This window comes from Enterococcus thailandicus, assembly GCF_001886265.1.
Lineage (GTDB): Bacteria > Bacillota > Bacilli > Lactobacillales > Enterococcaceae > Enterococcus_B > Enterococcus_B thailandicus.
The window spans coordinates 176,675-193,333 of record NZ_JXLE01000002.1 but is presented as its reverse complement, the minus strand read 5'-3'; the positions used below and the strand labels follow the sequence as shown (position 1 = coordinate 193,333).

The 16,659-nt window shown below is 36.5% G+C and carries 14 protein-coding genes; 11 read left to right on the top strand and 3 right to left on the bottom strand.

Features of this window, described 5'->3' with window-relative positions; genetic code table 11:
• The first annotated feature begins 2 nt into the window (after window positions 1–2).
• The 5 genes from RV17_RS02390 (at window position 3) to RV17_RS02370 (ending at window position 4,263) form a co-directional block, all read left to right on the top strand.
• Complete coding sequence (locus tag RV17_RS02390) at window positions 3–854, top strand: sugar ABC transporter permease (protein ID WP_071868410.1); 852 nt, start codon at window positions 3–5, stop codon at window positions 852–854.
• 12 nt (window positions 855–866) lie between these two features.
• Window positions 867–1,688 (top strand): maltodextrose utilization protein MalA, encoded by an 822-nt coding sequence (locus tag RV17_RS02385; RefSeq protein ID WP_071868409.1) that lies wholly within the window; start codon window positions 867–869, stop codon window positions 1,686–1,688.
• Window positions 1,689–1,931: 243 nt separating this feature from the next.
• Window positions 1,932–3,401 (top strand): ribosomal protection-like ABC-F family protein, encoded by a 1,470-nt coding sequence (gene abc-f / locus RV17_RS02380; protein ID WP_071868408.1) that lies wholly within the window; start codon window positions 1,932–1,934, stop codon window positions 3,399–3,401.
• Between the two features lie 183 nt (window positions 3,402–3,584).
• Entirely contained in the window at window positions 3,585–3,917 is a 333-nt protein-coding gene (locus RV17_RS02375) for a PadR family transcriptional regulator (protein ID WP_071868407.1), read from the top strand.
• Complete coding sequence (locus tag RV17_RS02370) at window positions 3,910–4,263, top strand: DUF1048 domain-containing protein (protein WP_067482147.1); 354 nt, start codon at window positions 3,910–3,912, stop codon at window positions 4,261–4,263. Before RV17_RS02375 ends, RV17_RS02370 begins: the two co-directional genes overlap by 8 nt.
• A 195-nt stretch (window positions 4,264–4,458) precedes the next feature.
• Here the strand turns inward: RV17_RS02370 and RV17_RS02365 are convergent, their stop codons facing one another.
• Window positions 4,459–5,370: an NAD-dependent epimerase/dehydratase family protein gene (locus tag RV17_RS02365; RefSeq protein ID WP_071868406.1), complete on the bottom strand. Its 912-nt coding sequence runs from the start codon at window positions 5,368–5,370 to the stop codon at window positions 4,459–4,461.
• 104 nt (window positions 5,371–5,474) lie between these two features.
• Between RV17_RS02365 and RV17_RS02360 the strand changes: the two genes are divergently transcribed.
• From RV17_RS02360 to RV17_RS02335, 6 genes are all read left to right on the top strand, one after another.
• Window positions 5,475–6,008 carry a TetR/AcrR family transcriptional regulator gene (locus RV17_RS02360; RefSeq protein WP_067482145.1) on the top strand — a complete coding sequence of 178 codons (534 nt, stop codon included), beginning with the start codon at window positions 5,475–5,477 and terminating at the stop codon, window positions 6,006–6,008.
• Window positions 6,009–6,189: 181 nt separating this feature from the next.
• A complete protein-coding gene (locus RV17_RS02355; RefSeq protein ID WP_071868405.1) occupies window positions 6,190–7,521 on the top strand; it encodes a PTS sugar transporter subunit IIC in 1,332 nt (443 codons plus the stop codon).
• Window positions 7,514–9,808 carry a glycoside hydrolase family 3 N-terminal domain-containing protein gene (locus RV17_RS02350; protein WP_071868404.1) on the top strand — a complete coding sequence of 765 codons (2,295 nt, stop codon included), beginning with the start codon at window positions 7,514–7,516 and terminating at the stop codon, window positions 9,806–9,808. Before RV17_RS02355 ends, RV17_RS02350 begins: the two co-directional genes overlap by 8 nt.
• 11 nt (window positions 9,809–9,819) lie before the next feature.
• On the top strand, window positions 9,820–10,806 hold the full coding sequence (locus RV17_RS02345) for a LacI family DNA-binding transcriptional regulator (RefSeq protein WP_071868433.1): 987 nt from the start codon (window positions 9,820–9,822) through the stop codon (window positions 10,804–10,806).
• Window positions 10,807–11,037: 231 nt separating this feature from the next.
• Window positions 11,038–12,252, top strand: a complete 1,215-nt coding sequence (locus tag RV17_RS02340; protein WP_071868403.1) for a multidrug effflux MFS transporter — start codon at window positions 11,038–11,040, stop codon at window positions 12,250–12,252.
• A 393-nt stretch (window positions 12,253–12,645) separates the two neighbouring features.
• Complete coding sequence (locus RV17_RS02335) at window positions 12,646–13,587, top strand: dihydroorotate oxidase (RefSeq protein ID WP_071868402.1); 942 nt, start codon at window positions 12,646–12,648, stop codon at window positions 13,585–13,587.
• Window positions 13,588–13,639: 52 nt separating this feature from the next.
• Here the strand turns inward: RV17_RS02335 and RV17_RS02330 are convergent, their stop codons facing one another.
• Both RV17_RS02330 and RV17_RS02325 read right to left on the bottom strand, forming a co-directional pair.
• A complete protein-coding gene (locus RV17_RS02330) occupies window positions 13,640–15,148 on the bottom strand; it encodes a helix-turn-helix domain-containing protein (protein ID WP_071868401.1) in 1,509 nt (502 codons plus the stop codon).
• 463 nt (window positions 15,149–15,611) lie between these two features.
• A complete protein-coding gene (locus tag RV17_RS02325; protein WP_067482132.1) occupies window positions 15,612–16,523 on the bottom strand; it encodes an ArsR/SmtB family transcription factor in 912 nt (303 codons plus the stop codon).
• Between the last annotated feature and the right edge of the window lie 136 nt (window positions 16,524–16,659).

Sequence of the window (16,659 nt, the reverse complement as noted above, 5' to 3'; positions counted from 1 at the left end):
AGATGAAAAAAATAAATTCTAGTGCGAGATTTCAACGAAGCGTGTCACATTTTTTTACGTATGCTTTCTTGATATTTCTCTCAATCATTATTTTATATCCACTATTGATTACTGCTAGTACAGCATTTAAGCCAGGGAACATTGCTGCATTTAGCTTAGACTTATCCGGTGAATGGACATTAAATAATTTTTCACGTTTGTTTAATGAAACATTGTATGGCACTTGGTATAAAAATACCTTGATTATTTCTGTATTAACAATGGTGATACAAGTAACGGTTGTAACATTAGCAGGTTACACATATAGTCGTTATCGCTTTATTGGTCGCAAATCAAGTTTGATGTTTTTCTTAGTTATTCAGATGGTGCCAACAATGGCGGCTTTGACTGCCTTTTATGTTATGGCATTCTTGCTTGATGCGCTAGACAAGTATTGGTTCCTAACAATGATTTATATTGGTGGTGGCATCCCGATGAATACTTGGTTGATGAAAGGCTATTTCGATACTGTGCCGATCGACCTTGATGAATCAGCGAAGTTAGATGGCGCAGGTCATTTTCGAATTTTCGCTCAAATCGTTTTACCATTAGTTAAGCCAATGATCGCCGTTCAAGCACTATGGGCATTCATGGGACCATTTGGCGATTTCATGCTATCAAAATTCTTATTACGTACACCGGAGAACCAAACAGTAGCAGTAGGGTTGCAAACCTTTATTTCTGACGTAACGAATCAAAGAGTATCGTTATTTGCAGCGGGAGCAATCTTAATTGCTTTACCAATTTGTTTGTTATTCTTCTTCTTACAAAAGAACTTTGTTACAGGCTTAACTTCAGGAGGAACCAAAGGATAGGAGGTATCAGAAATGCAAACTTTCCCATTTAATTATTTCGCCAGTCTAGCTGGACCAAAACGTTTGTTTGCTGGACGAAAAGAACTTTCGTGGCCAAAATTTTTCTTAGTATTAGTCTTTTTAGTTTCTTTTATGACGATCCCAATCACTCTTTATTACGCAAATCAGGTTACAGCAATACCGAGTCAGCAATTTTTAGCGGTCAATCAGATGATGGATCAAGCAGGTGTGGAGCAATTTTCTCACTTACGAGTTGTCAACGGCGAATTAAAGGGGAAAGAAGCCATCATTTTTGAAAACCAAGAGCTGATAGTGGGCGTGGATTTACCAAAGAGTGTTCAACAAAAGGGTACGTTTATTAATTTTGAAAAAACACAGTGGCACATTCAGCAACAAGACAATGGACAAACTAGAAGCTATACGATGAACTATGGGCCGTCTTTTACACCAGCAATGAGTCAAACACCACAAGAATTTGAACAATTTCTAGAAGAACAATTCTATCTCAGCAATCGTCCAGTGATTATTTTGTCCTATAGTCTAAGTTTGGGGTTTATCTTACTCGTTATGACTATCATGATTTTGTTTGGCGCATCACTCTTTTTATGGATGACAAGAAAGAGTCGTTTTTCTTCTATCCAAACGTTTAAGGAAAGTGCGAATCTAATGCTGAATGTTTTGGGTGTAGGATCGATTCTTGCTGCGGTAGTTGGTTTTGTACATTTTGATCTGATTTTAATGTTAGGTATCCAGTCAACGGTAGCTGTTTTGTTACTATTATGGATTTTCGCGAAAACAGGCTTCAAGGATGAACGGCAAGTAGCCGAGGCTTGAAGGACATCGGTATTTTTGTTATAGTTTAGAAAAGAAAAAGTAAAGGAGAACAAAGATGACTGCTTCCATGAAATTGCGCATTGAACTTTTAATGACATTTAGTTAATAAAAAAGTCCTAAGCACATGTGATTTCAGGGGATGAGTGTATCCTTTTTCCTTCGATAATTTTGATTGAAATCAAAGAGGTGGCTTATGGCTACCTCTTTTTTGTACACTTTTCCCTCATAAAAGGAGCGGAAAAAATGGAAACTTTAGCTGTTAAATTAATAAATATTGAAAAAAATTTTGGCGCCAAAAACATTTTATCTATTGATGAATTAACGATTTATCAAAATGAACGAATTGCAATTATTGGAAAAAACGGAAGTGGAAAATCAACATTACTAAAAATGATTGTTGGTAAAGTCGAGCCTGATCGTGGAAAAGTTCAAAGAGAAATTGAATTTAATTACTATGCCCAAAGCGAAGAGCTAACAAAGGTCCACGTTAGTAACCAACTAGATGGCGAACTGTTAAGTCGATTTGCTGTTCCAACAATGGGAATGGAGACTCTTAGTGGGGGAGAACAAGCGAAATTTCGTTTAGCCAATCAGCTATCAGATTATCAAATGGGCTTATTACTGGACGAGCCAACCACTCATTTGGATAGCCAGAGTATTGAAACATTGATTAAAGAACTAAGTTATTATTACGGCACATTAATTATAGTCAGTCATGACCGATTCTTCATAAACCAAATCGCGACCAAAATTTGGGAAATTGAAGAGGGACGCGTGAGAGAATTTCACGGAAATTATACAGAGTATGTGAAACAAAAAGAAGCAGAGTGCATCGAAAAAGAGCGTTTAGCAGATCATTTTCAAAAAGAGAAGAAGCGTTTAGAAAATGCTATCAAGAAAAAACAAGCACAGGCAGAAAAACTAACACAATCAACGAAAAAACAGAAACAAAAAAGTCAACGTCCAGATCGGCTAGCTTCTTCAAAACAAAAAGATACGGTCCAAAAATCTTTACAAAAAACAGCAAAAGCAATGACCAGTCGTTTAGACCAATTAGTAGAACAAACTGTTGATGTGAAAAATCAGAAAATTATTTTTCCTGTGCCAAAAACACTGGAAATCCATAATAAATTTCCAATCATGGGAGATCAAGTGACGTTGGAAGTTACTGGAAAAAAGCTAATAGAAGAAGCTACTTTTCAATTTGGTTTAGGAGAAAAAATTGCAATTACAGGTGCTAACGGTTCTGGAAAATCGACGTTATTGCGTTATATTCTTGACCAAAAACGAGGCATAATTGTCTCTTCAAATGTTATTTTTTCTGTTTATCAGCAAATGGACTATCAATTAACAAGTGAGGAACCCTTATTAGCTTATTTATTGAAACAAACGGAATATCCAGAACCTTTTGTGCGAGCCTTGCTAAATAATTTAGGGTTTAAACAAATAGAAATCACTAAACCTATTCGTGAGTTGAGTGGTGGTGAAGCCACACGTTTGGCGATTGCCTTACTTTTTACCAAACCAGCAAATACGCTAATCTTAGATGAGCCAACGAACTTTATTGATGTAAATACGATGCAAGCTTTAGAAGCATTAATCAAACAATATCCGGGAACTGTTATTTTTACTTCTCATGATACGTTATTTGTTCATGAAGTGGCAGAGGTAGTTTATCAAATTGAAAATCAAAAGTTGATTTTGAAAAAATAAGTTTTATGACTATTTTCTCACAAGAAAGAGTGAAGCTGCGGCCTTATCAGTCGTAGCTTCTTTTTTTGGGGTACCTTTTTTAGAAATACACACAAAAGTTTGACAACTTAAGTAATAAGTAATACTATATAGCGGTACTTAGTAATACTTATTACTGGAAGTGGGAAATTTAAGGAGAAGGATATGGAAAATTTAACAGAAATGCTCAAAGGCGTACTTGAGGGTTGCGTCTTGGAAATCATTCGTCAGCAAGAGACGTATGGCTATGAGATAACAAAAAAGCTAAATGCTCTTGGGTTTACTGATGTGGTGGATGGCACAGTGTACACGATTTTGTTACGTCTTGAAAAAAATAAACTGGTGGATACGAAAAAGAAGCCCTCTGATATAGGACCACCAAGAAAATTTTTTACCCTCAATGATGCTGGGCGAGCTGAACTGGCAATTTTTTGGGAAAAGTGGGCATTTTTATCAGAAAAGATGACTCAATTAAAGGAGGAAACAGTAAATGAATAAGTTTTTTGATGATTACTTGAATGTAAAAAAAATCATTACAAGTAAAAAAGAATATAAAGCACAAATGGCACGAGTCGATGCGTTGCCAAATGATTACCAATTTGTTTTCAAAAAAATCCAAAGCCATATGTGGAAATTTGCAACTGGTAGTGGTTATGACATGATGGCAGTGCAATATGATTTGATTGATCTGTTTGAAGAAGGTATAGCTGACGGGAAAAAAGTTCTTGAAGTGACGGGAACAGATGTGGCTTCTTTTTGCGATGAACTGTTGAAAAGTACAAAAACGTATACGGAAGATTGGCGCGAAAATTTGAACCGTGAAATCAACAAAAAGCTGAGATAAGTCTAGCTATTTTTTCCGACAAGTACTTGATTCGGTTCAGAGAATCACATTTAAAATAGGATTGGGACAAAAGTAATCTAAATAAAAAAACGCCTAAAATTCGTTTTGTAAACGTTAATTTTAGGCGTTCTTTGAAGTGAAGAATGTGCGATGAATGACTGGATTTTTAATTTTGCCCCAGACTCGTTCTTTAACTTAATTTTCGATTGCTTCGAGTACCGTTTGACGTCCATCTCGTGGTTGCCACCCCAACTTGATCGCTTTTTGATTACTATGAGTATATTTGCGTTTCAACATGGGAACTAATGAGCGCAATTCGCCAACAAATTTGGCTGCAAATTTTAAAGCAAAATCAGGGACGATAATTGGTCGATTTCCATAAATTCGACTGATTTGTGCGAAAGAGAGGTCTGTATTTTTTGCTAAAATTCGTTCGCCAATCGTGTCATTATTTTCTAAAGCTAAAAGATGTAAATTAGCTAGGTCGTTAACATCTGTCACTTCAAGCGTAATTTTTGGTACTAAACGAGAACGTTTGATACCATCTAAGACACCATTTGATGAGCGGTTACTGGTTAAAGCCTTACCAAAAATAGCGCCTGGTAAAATTGTTGTCAAAGCTAAATCATACTTTTGGGCTAATTCCCAAGCCTTTTTTTCTGCAGCAAGTTTTGATAACCGATAAGCATTGAGTTCTGGATTGTGCTGATCAGACCAATACGTTTCATCAATCACGCCTGTCGTGCTTGCTAAAGGAGTAGCTGCTGCTTGACTGGAAGTCATGATAATCCGTTTGATTCCAGCTTGATGTGCAGCATCAAAAACATGTTGAACACCTTGAACAGCCTCATCAATCAATTTTGGATCGTTGGAATTTTCATGTCCAAGAGGGCTAGCAACATGGAGAATTGCATCAACACCAACCATCGAATCTTTCCAACCAGAAGCACTTGTTAAATCTGCAGCAAAGTAAGAAACACCTTCAAAAATAACAGGAGCTCGATCCAAATTCCGAACAGTTCCATTAACTTCGTAATTTTTTTCTTGCAATAATTTTATGATATGAGTTGCGACAAATCCATTTGCGCCTGTGACTAATACTTTCATTTTTTACCTCCTGATGTTACATTTGTTATGGATGCTATTTTAGAAGATAAAAAGTGCTTAATCAAGCAATTGATAGGCATTTGTAACAGAAGGAGGAATCTGTTATGGCAGTGACGAATTATTCAAAAAGTATCAAAGAGGATACCAAAAAATGGCTCACATTAGCTACACTCGAATTATTAAAAACAACACAATTATCAAAACTGACAGTTTCTGAAGTAGCTAAGAGATCAGGTGTGAGTAGAATGGCATTTTATCGGCATTTTACTGATCTAACACAAGTGTTGACCGAATATTATGAACCCAAATTTCAAGCTATTTTTGATAAAACAATCAACAAAGTTAGTCATGAACAGAAAATTGATGATTTGTCTGAATTTTTTCAAGAACTGACACCAGATTTCCAAGCGGCTATTGAAGGAGGTTACAAAGAGATTATCTTTCAACTCTTTAGTCAACAAATGGCCCGCTTTTACGATGAAACGACCACTTGGGAAGATTGGGAAGGAAGTAAACGTTACTACTGGATCAAATTCATGTCAGCTGGCATCTTTGAAGTGTGGTTGAGTTGGATCGAAACGGGACAGAAAGAAAGTATTTCAGCAATGACAGATTTAATTAAGGAATTTCATGAGTAGTTATTTCTTAAAAAACAAAATCTAAAATACCCATCCAATTTTTTGGTTGGGTATTTTTTTAGTTAACTAGCTATTTTACAAAAAAATGAATCCGCCTCCAAAAAAACTGTTGCAAAAAATAAAAGTCATGCTATAGTGAAGTTGAACCGGTTCAACTTATTTAAATGGGGGAGATTTACTAATGAGTTTTGTAGACAAGTTATCTGAAAAGTTATTACCAATCGTTTCTAAGATGAACAACCAGCGTCACTTACTTGCAATTCGAGATAGTTTTATCATTACGATGCCACTAGTAATGGCGGCGTCTGTCATGGTCTTGTTAAATGCATTGATTTTTTCTAATGCCTTTGTTCAACAATGGATTGACTTGAGTTTTCTAGCAAACCTGGCTTCCATCGTCAATAATGGTACGATGAGTATTTTAGCAATTGTTGTGTGTTATAACATCGGCTGGAATTTAGCAAATCATTACATTCGATCAGGTGAGATGAATGATCCGGCTTTTAGTGCAGTGCATGCAGGTGTGTTAAGCGTTGCTGTTATGTTTATTCTGATGCCGTTGAAAAGCAGTGTTACTTTGGTGGACGGTAGTACAGCTGAAGCAACTGGCGTATTTTTACAAAGTCTGACTTCTTCTTCCGGTCTAGCAACGGCGATGATTGCTTCCATTGTTGGGACAGAGTTATTTATGAAGCTAGCAAAAATCAAGAAGTTAAAAATCAAAATGCCTGATGGTGTTCCACCGGCAGTTGCTACTTCATTCAATTCTTTAGTTCCTGAAACAGCAGTTATTCTTTTATTTGCTATTTTTGTTTTTCTACTGGATAAGTTTACTGGTCTTGATTTTCCAAGTTTGATTGAATTAGCCATTCAAACACCTTTAAAAGCTTTCGTCTTATCTGTTCCTGGTATTTTATTTTTACAATTCTTCTCTGATTTTCTTTGGGTTTTTGGTATGCATGGTTCAAGTATTTTGGCACCAATTCGTCAAGCACCATTATTACAATCGATTCAAGAAAATATGGATGCTTTTTCTGCTGGAAAAGAAATTCCTAATATTATTACCGAACCTTTTACGAATGCATTTGGATTAATTGGTGGAGGAGGCTGTATCTTACCATTAGTGATTGCGATTTTGTGGGTTTCAAAACGACAAGAACAGCGACAAATCGCCAAGTTTGGTTTGACAACTTGCTTGTTCAATATTACTGAACCTGTGATGTTTGGGCTACCAGTCGTAATGAATCCAATTTATATGATTCCCTGTGCGCTTATTCCATCAATCAATTTAGTTATTGCTTATGTTGCAACAAGTGTTGGTTTGATTGAAAAAACAGTTGCTGCAGCACCATGGATTACACCGCCAGTAATCCAATCATTTATTGCAACTGGGGGCGATGTAAAAGCAGCTATTTTGACTGTGTTATTAATTATTTTAGACGTCTTTTTATTTGTACCGTTTGTATTAGCTGCAAATAAAGCACGACAAGAAGGAGCGGGGGAACTTGGCTAAGTATCCATATCAAAATCCAGAACTAACGATTCGCCAACGTGTAGAAGACTTATTGGCACGCTTAAGTCTTAGCGAAAAAGTTGGGCAAGTCAATCAGCATCTCTATGGCTGGGAGTGTTATAAAAAGGAACAAGAAGCTGTTGAATTAACAGAAAAATTTAAGAATCATGTTCAGTGGGGTGGTGGCTTAGGCGCACTTTACGGGTTGTTTCGTGCAGATCCTTGGTCAAAAGTTGATGATAAAAATGGAATTGCTGCAAAGGATAGTTGGAAGGTAGCAAACCAAGTGCAAGAGTACGTGATTAGCCATTCTCGTTGGGGAATTCCCGCTTTAATCGTTGAAGAGTGTCCTCATGGGCATCAAGGACTGGAAAGCATTTCTTATCCTACGAATGTTGGTCGAGGTAGTAGTTTTAACCTAGAACTAGTTGAGCAGACAAGTCGCTTAATGGCGAAAGAACTAGCAGCAAAAGGTGTGCACTTAGCATTAGTTTCAACCTTGGATTTATTAAAAGATCCGCGCTGGGGAAGGTCAGAAGAATGCTTTGGGGAAGATCCGATTCTCAGTGCACGAATGAGCGAAGCAATTGTTCAAGGTTTTCAAGGTTCTCTGATTTCTGATGAAATAGCTTTCTTGGATCAACGAGTGGCAGATATTAATCGGTCTAAAGAACAAATTGGTGTGGTCTTGAAGCATTGCATTGCACAAGGGGAGGCTCTTGGTGGTCATAATTCTGGAACTGTTCCAATTGGCAGACGAGAATTTGCAGATGTTTATACACCGTTATTAAAAAGTACACGTAATGCTGTCGGAGTAATGGCTGCATACAATGATATTGATGGTGTCCCTTGTCATGTGAACCATGAATTGTTTGAACAAAACCTGCGAGCAAAAATAGGGTTCCAAGGATTGGTCATGGCAGATGGGATTGCTCTGGATCGTCTGAATGATGTATATGAAAGCCAAACAGAAGCAGCTAGCCATGCATTAACTGCTGGGATTGATTTAAGTTTGTGGGATGAAACTTATACTCGGATTGAAGAAGGCGTGTTGGAAGATGTGATTGACGAAGCCATGCTTGATCGGTCTGTCCGACGCATTCTAGCAATTAAATTTTTATTGGGATTATTTGAAGATCCTTTTATCAAAGACCCGAAAGATCAATGGGAAGAGTTATTGACAGAATCAAGAAAATTAAATCAACAGTTGGCAGAGGAAAGCTTAGTTCTTACTAAAAACAATGGTGTGCTTCCGCTAAATCCAAGCGGGAAAAAAGTTGCTGTTATCGGACCGAATGCAGATAACTTGTATCATTTGTTGGGTGATTATTCAGCTCCACAAACAGAAATCCAATTAGAAAAAACGGTTTATCGGGAAATCAAGCAGCTATTTTCTTCAGCGACTGTTACGTATGCCGAGGGTTGCGAAATTCGAAATGAAGTATCACAAGAAGCAAAAATCGAAGAAGCACTTCAAGTAGCAGGAGAGGCAGATCTAATCATTACTGTTTTAGGTGGCTCAAGTGCGCGAAATTTCGATATGGAATTTTTACAAAATGGCGCGGTCTCATCAAAAGGGGTAAATATGGACTCTGGAGAAAATGTTGATGTCGCCTCGTTATCTTTAGGAGGAAAGCAAGAATTCCTCTTAACTGAACTGTCAAAACTTGAAAAACCACTCATTTCAGTAGTAATCCAAGGTCGTCCATCTGACTTGTCATTGGTCGAAGCAGTGTCTGATGCTGTTTTGATTGGCTGGTTTCCAGGCCAAGAAGGAGGAAAAGCAATCGCGAAGACATTACTCGGACAATCAAATCCAAGTGGTCGTTTAAGTGTTACTTATCCTAGAAATAGTCAGCAATTACCTGTTTATTATTATCAGAGAGATGCCTCAAAACAAGAGAATTATTATGATTTAAGTGGCAGTCCACTGCATGATTTTGGGGAAGGGTTAAGCTATACCACGTTTGCTTATTCAGCACTTCAATGCAAAACAAATGTTGACAAACTAACGGTATCCGTTAAAGTTAAAAATAAAGGAACGATTGCTGGCAAAGTTAGTTCGCTTGTATTTGTCAAACTCCTTGGAGGATCTGTTATTCAGCGTAAAAAATTGCTGAAAGCTTTTAGCAAACATGAATTAAAAGCGCAGGAAGAAAAAACGGTGACGTTTGAGTTGTCTCCAGAGGATTTTCAATATGTAGGTGCAGACAATTGCTGGCATTTCGCCAAAAAAGCAAAAATCATGGTTGGTGATCAGGAGGCAGAAATCAATTGTGATTGGTAGGGGTGGGAGAAATGGCATCAATTAGAGACGTTGCTCAACTTGCTGGTGTTTCAGTAGGAACAGTATCACGGTACTTGAATGGTCAAAAATTAAGACAATCAAATGTTGAAAAAATTACTTCAGCGATCAAAGTTTTAGACTATAAAGAAAATATTATTGCCAAAGGGCTTAAAAATAATCGAAGTTTTTCCATTGGCTTACTGATGAACAGTATTTCTAGTCGATTCGGCTCAGAAGTTGTGTCAGGAATTGAAAAAGTTGCTGAAGCAAATGGTTATAGCATACTACTTAGTGGTTTTTCAAAAAGTGAAAAGCAAATGGATGAGAAAATTGATTATTTGTTGAAACACTCCGTGGATGGATTGATTGTCTTTTTATCAAGTGAAGAGTGGATTGACATGGAAAAATTAGCACAAGTCAACGTCCCAATTGTCTCTTTGAATTATCCAGATCCATTGAACAATGCAGATGTCATTTTATTGGATGATCGTGAAAGTGTCTCAAATGTGATTTCTGATTACATTGCTAAAGGCCATCAAAAAATCGGTTATATCACTGCTCCGCAAACAGATTACACAGCAAAAGAACGACTGTTAGGCGCAAAAGATGCAGTCGAGAATCACCCCGAAGTAGCACTTGAAATTTACGAAGGGGATTACACCAGAAGGAGTGGCTACCAAGGAACAAAAGAATTATTAATGGCAAATGCAACAGCTATCTTTGTCAGCAACTACAATATGTCTCTTGGATCCTTAGAATGTTTTAATGAACAAGGAATTTCTGTAAAAAAAGACATTGCCTTTGGTCATTATGACTATTTATCTGAAGGGGAGCAAAGTATTTTACCGCAGGTCACGATTAATCCGCCAACCGAAAAAATTGGTGAAACGGCAGCAACGATTATCCTTGAACGAATCAAAGGAATACCGGAAAACTTGCCATCTGAAAAACAAACAATTATTCTGAATAACCAGATTTTAGGGATGACTACTGAATAATAGTTGAAAAGTTTATTTGATAAAAGGAATCGGGAAGAACTAGTAGTTGATTTCATAGGAATGATGAAAGACGTGCGAGATCAAATGAGGTCTCGGCGTTTTTTTGTTTGCGGTGAAAAACGACTTAAATGAGTATTGTTCTCATTTTTTTGAAAAAAGTGAAAATTTACTGGATTTTTTATTGATATTTCCGTTTTTCCATGCTATTTTCTTTTTTGAGGTGAAAGGAAAATGATTGAAAACAAAAAGAAAATATGGTGGCTATCTATTTTGCTTGGCACATTAAGCGCCTATGGCCCCTTACTACTTGATACTTATTTACCAGCTTTACCAGTGCTAGAAACGGACTTTGGCATCCCGACATCAATGGTTCAGTTAAGCTTGACCATGTGTTTAGCAGGGCTCGCATTTGGTCCATTGTTTATTGGCGCAATCAGTGACCGTATCGGGCGGAAGAAACCACTTCTATGGGGCATTGGTATTTCTGTCATTGCCTGTTTATTATCAGTATCTGTCACAAATATTTGGTTATTTTTAAGCTTACGTTTGATTCAAGGAATTGCTAGCTCAACTGGCGTTGTTCTGACGCGAGCAATTGCAAAAGATTTATTTTCTGGAACTCAATTGACTCGATTCATTGCAATGTTGATGGCAATCAATGGTATTTTTCCAATTGTTTCTCCTTTACTGGGCAGTTTTTTCTTGAGCTATTTTTCTTGGCGAGTTATTTTTATTTTTCTTGCAGTAATTGGTTTGTTATTATTTTTAGGTGTTCTAATCGGGTTTAAGGAAACGCATGAAGTCCAATTGGCAACTGAAAAAGTTGATCAAAGAGCAGGTTGGCAAGCAGTATTCAGCGATCGACCATTTATGATGTTCGTGCTGATTCAAGGTTTCGTTTATGCAGCGATGTTTTGTTACATTTCTGGTTCGTCCTTTATGTTACAAAATGTTTTTGGTTTGTCGGATAAAATGTTTAGCTTGATTTATGGAATCAATGGAATCGGAATTGTAGTTGCAGCAGAACTTGCTGGTGTGTTATCGAAGAGAATGAGTAGCTTCCGTCAGCTAGGTTGGGGAGTAGGTCTTGGTTTTTTGGGTAGCATTTTAGTGATTATTAGTGGCATCCATACAAATCACTTGTGGTTAGCTCTGCTTGGGTTGTTGTTAGTCGTGTCGACATTGGGGTTAGTAAATGCAGTGGTAACAACAATGGCGATGGAAAGGCAAGGCAAACATGCTGGGATTGCTTCTTCCGTACTTGGATTAGGAATGTATGCAATCGGGATGGTCTTCACGCCGCTAGTAGGAATCATGGGAAGCAATACGTATTTACCTTTAGCTGTATTGATTTTTATTTCTGAAGCATGTGCGGTTATTTTATATAGAATGTTAGGAAGAGATATCTTTTCGAAAGAAAAAAAGAAATCACTGTTAAAAAATTAGTTAAGTAAAAGTGGCTGAAACAAAAGGCTGGCTTTCGTTTCAGTACGTAATTGAATGTTGAAAAGAGGAGAGGCTGGACAGCGTTCTGGCCTTTTTTGTGTAAAATAGACGCTTTCTGGTATCTGAAAACGTCTAAAAAGAGGATAGAGTATTTTTTACCTCTTTTTGCCAGAAAATCAGCAATCTTCTTGTCTAAGTTGATAAAAATGAAGCTGGTTGTGTGAAGGTGATTGCTCATTGTTAGTGAAATAAACAGAAACCTTCGTTAAAATAAATTTTGTTCTTGTAAAAGACGAACGTTATCCAGTTCGTTTGAAAAAAATAAAGTTTTTTTGTTGATTTTCTAGTTGGAAATGCTAAACTAGATAAAATGCCTTTGAAGGAGCGATTATCTTGAATTTAGAAATGACCTTTGCCAACCATACTTTTGCTAATCCGTTTATGAATGCGTCTGGTGTTCATTGTATAACGGTGCAAGAAATGCATGAACTAGCAAGCTCAGATGCTGGTGCAATGATTACTAAGAGTTGCACCATCCCAGAGCGCGCAGGAAATCCTGAACCACGATACTATGATGTAGCGTTAGGGAGCATCAATTCGATGGGGTTACCTAATTTAGGTTTTGCTTATTATTTGGACTACGCACTTCAATATGAAAAAGAAAATCCAACTGCTGCTCCGTTATTTTTCTCAATTGCGGGAATGAGTGTAGCAGAGAACTTAGAAATGTTAGAAATGATCGAAAAAAGTGATTTTCGTGGAATCACAGAATTAAATCTTTCTTGTCCTAATGTTCCAGGGAAACCACAACTTGCTTATGATTTCGATGCCACTTTTGAAACACTTAAACAAGCATTTGCCATTTTTACAAAACCGTTGGGCGTGAAATTACCACCATATTTTGACTTTGCTCATTTCGATGCGATGGCAGATATCTTGAATCAATTTCCTTTGACCTACGTTAATGCAATCAATAGTGTGGGGAATGGGTTATATATCGATCCTCAAAGTGACACGGTAGTAATCAAACCGAAGGACGGGTTTGGCGGAATTGGTGGCGAGTATATCAAACCAACTGCTTTGGCAAATGTTCGTGCTTTTTATACTAGATTAAAACCTGAAATTCAAATTATTGGGACTGGTGGGATTTGTAATGGACAAGACGCCTTCGAACATTTATTGTGTGGCGCAAGCATGTTGCAAATTGGAACGCAATTGCACAAAGAAGGACCAGAAATTTTTACTAGAATAATCAAAGAATTAGCAGAAATTATGGAAGTAAAAGGGTATCAATCAATTAGCGAATTTCAAGGGAAATTACGAACTATTTCATAAAACTCAACAAAAAACGTGAGGCAATTGTGCCCCACGTTTTTTTTGTTTACGCTTATTCTTCTAAAGGTTTATTTTTTTGGGAATGTTTTGCTAATAGTTCGCGTAAAGAGCTAACATCCTTATTGGTTTTGAAATTATTTGTGATATAAAGATCGGTATATCCAAAATCACAAAGAGAGACAGTGGAGTTAGTAACCAGAATATCATAAGACTTACCAAACTCAGCGATTTCACACGTGATGAAAAAATGGTTTTCAAATTCAGTTTTGACCATTTCCACCATGATATTACTGTAAAGATAATCATCACTTGAGTGGACGCCAATCGTAATCTGATTTGTTGAAAAACGTTTTATCTGATTAATGAAATAAAGGTAGATACGAGTTACTAGTTGTTTAGTAGTATCTAATAAAGCTTTTTCAACTAAAATTTCTCCTTCATCTACGATTTGATTTGCAAGTTCGAAGTTAGGAATAAAGGTGGTTGCTTTGAGTAACCGTTCAGAAATAATTTTTTCTTCAAGAAAGGTGATACTTCCTCGAAAGTAGAGAAGTGAACCATGTATTTGTGTCAAATAGTACTTCCAATTAGCAATAAATGTTTCGTCAATTTTCTCTTGGTCAAGTTGATAGTCAGATTTAACTTTGCTTACTACCAGTTCATTCAGTGCGATGATTTTAGGGTTGCTGGTCGGCCAATAGCCATCTTCTAAAATCATTGCAACATCAGGTGGCACTATCGACATAGAAGAGATGAATAGGTATAAATAAATTGCATTATGGGGTGAACCAAAAACAGCAGAGTGACTGAGTGAAAAAAAGTAAGCATCACGCACAATCTGATAAATAGAATCTTCTGTCTGATAGTCAAAAAAAGTTTCCAAAATAGGACTTGAATCATTTAAAGATTGCTTTAAAATACGTGTCTTTAAGATCCGAATCCAAAGGTATAGCTTTAATTTTGCTTCTCTTGTGAAAGTTTGTTTTAATTTCTTTTCCAAGTAATCTGCAAAACGCATGGTGCTTACGTCATTTGTTTTCCCTTCCAATTCGTCTAGCGGGACACCTACCCAAAATAATTGATAGAAAAAATAACAAATTTGTAGTTCGTCGCCAATGATGGTTCCTTTGCGAATCTGAATATCAAATTCTTCAATTTCCTTGTTTAATTTTTTTAGGTGACGATAAATAGCAGCTTCACTTAATGAAACGCTGTGACTTAAATCAACGATTGAATAACTTGGATGTTGATATAGATAGATGAGAATTTGATAGTCAACCGAACGATTCAAATAATAATAATAGAACTTGTCTAAGCTGGTGTGATTATCCTTTTGAAGTGTGATACTGTTGTGTATTTTATCGTATGTAAGAGATAACCCGATATTTAATTGCTCGAGGGTAGAGCCGACTTCTTCAATATTTGTTTCAAAAAGGAATCGAGTGAGTGCTAATTCTTCAATCATTGTTGTGGTGCTTGTCTTAGCATTATAATCCAATAAAAAATGGACCATTGAAATTTGAATACGACTATTTTTATCCAATAAATTCAAAAGGTTCAAAATCAACACCTGCTTTTCACATTTTTAGTAAGACTTAGTTCATCACACATAACACGGAATTTATAAATAACAACAATATATATGAATCTAGCATAGATAATTATAACATCAATTAAAAAAAAGCAAAGAATATTTTCTGGGCGCTAAAAATGTTTTTTTCTTCACAATGAACGAAACCAACGAGAAAAAGTCTTAGAAAAAGGGAGACTGGGACAAAATTAGTTCCAGTCTTTTTCTTTTCCGTCAATCAGTTTAGATGAAAAGAAGAGCAGATATAACTTGGGTGAGCAAGTGAATTTCGTCCTAACTCTGAAAAATAATTTTTGGAGATTTGGTTTCTGCTTTTTTTAAGCAAGCATTTTTACGTAAATACTGTATGAATTGATGAGTAATAGCTTTCAACAAAAAAAGAAGAAAGATTACTAGCGGTTTTCTCTTTTGGTTTTAAGGTTTCATGTTTAAGTTACTTTTTCAAATAATAGGTAGTAATCAAAATATCTTGCTGGTGGTTCCCAAATCCAGTACCGAACAATGTTAATCCTCCTTGATGCTTGGCATCATCTTCAACCGAAAAGCGTAATTTGATAAAAGGTAGTTCACGTAGTTTCAAGTCTTCGATCGTCACGTCAGAATAAGCTTCACCATCAATTCCGGTATCTAATTTATTGATGCGAAGATGCTTTAAAAGACCGTATTGACTGAAACTATCGTTCCACCATTCGGGCGTATAGCGTCCACGAATATCTGAAAAATTTCCAGGGACAGTGTAGACAGCTACTTTGACATCATTCACGTAGATGGAGATATCACTTGGCCAAACATTATTTGATAACGGAAATTCTGATGCAATTTCAAAACTAATTTCAAGCATTTCAGGTGTTTCATTTTCTTGTAATAAATTAGGTATTTTATACTCAACAAACCCACTACTGAACCATAACAATGACGCATCAACTCGTTTGGCGTCCATAAAATATTTTGGGTCATCTGCTTTACCAACCACATCTTCAATCGTCGCTAATCCACAAGTAGGTGTAACAGAAAAATCAGTAAAATGACCAAGTTTCAGGTTAGTAGAATAACGTTGAAATTCTTGATAAATTTTCTCTGGAAAACAAATATTAATATCATCGACTTTAAGGTAGACCATTTTTTTATTTCGATTGGCACCAACGCCACGCTCAGAATGTATCAAACCTGCATCTTCCATTTTTTGAATGTGTCTAGTGGTGATCGCACTACTGATTTCCAAATGTTTCGCAATCTCACCAATACTTTTTTTCTCGCTCCCGATAAATTTTAAAATTTCCAAACGGGTAGCACTAGCGAGGCATTCAAAAACAGGCAATGAACGTTCATCTAAAGAAAGTTCCATAATTTTCCATCTCCTATTTAACTAAAAAGTTAACAGATTATCTCTCAGTACGATTATATCCCAACACCTATTTAACTGTATAGTTGTTTTTGATAAACGTTGACAAAATAGTGTTGACTGCGCTTACATACGATGC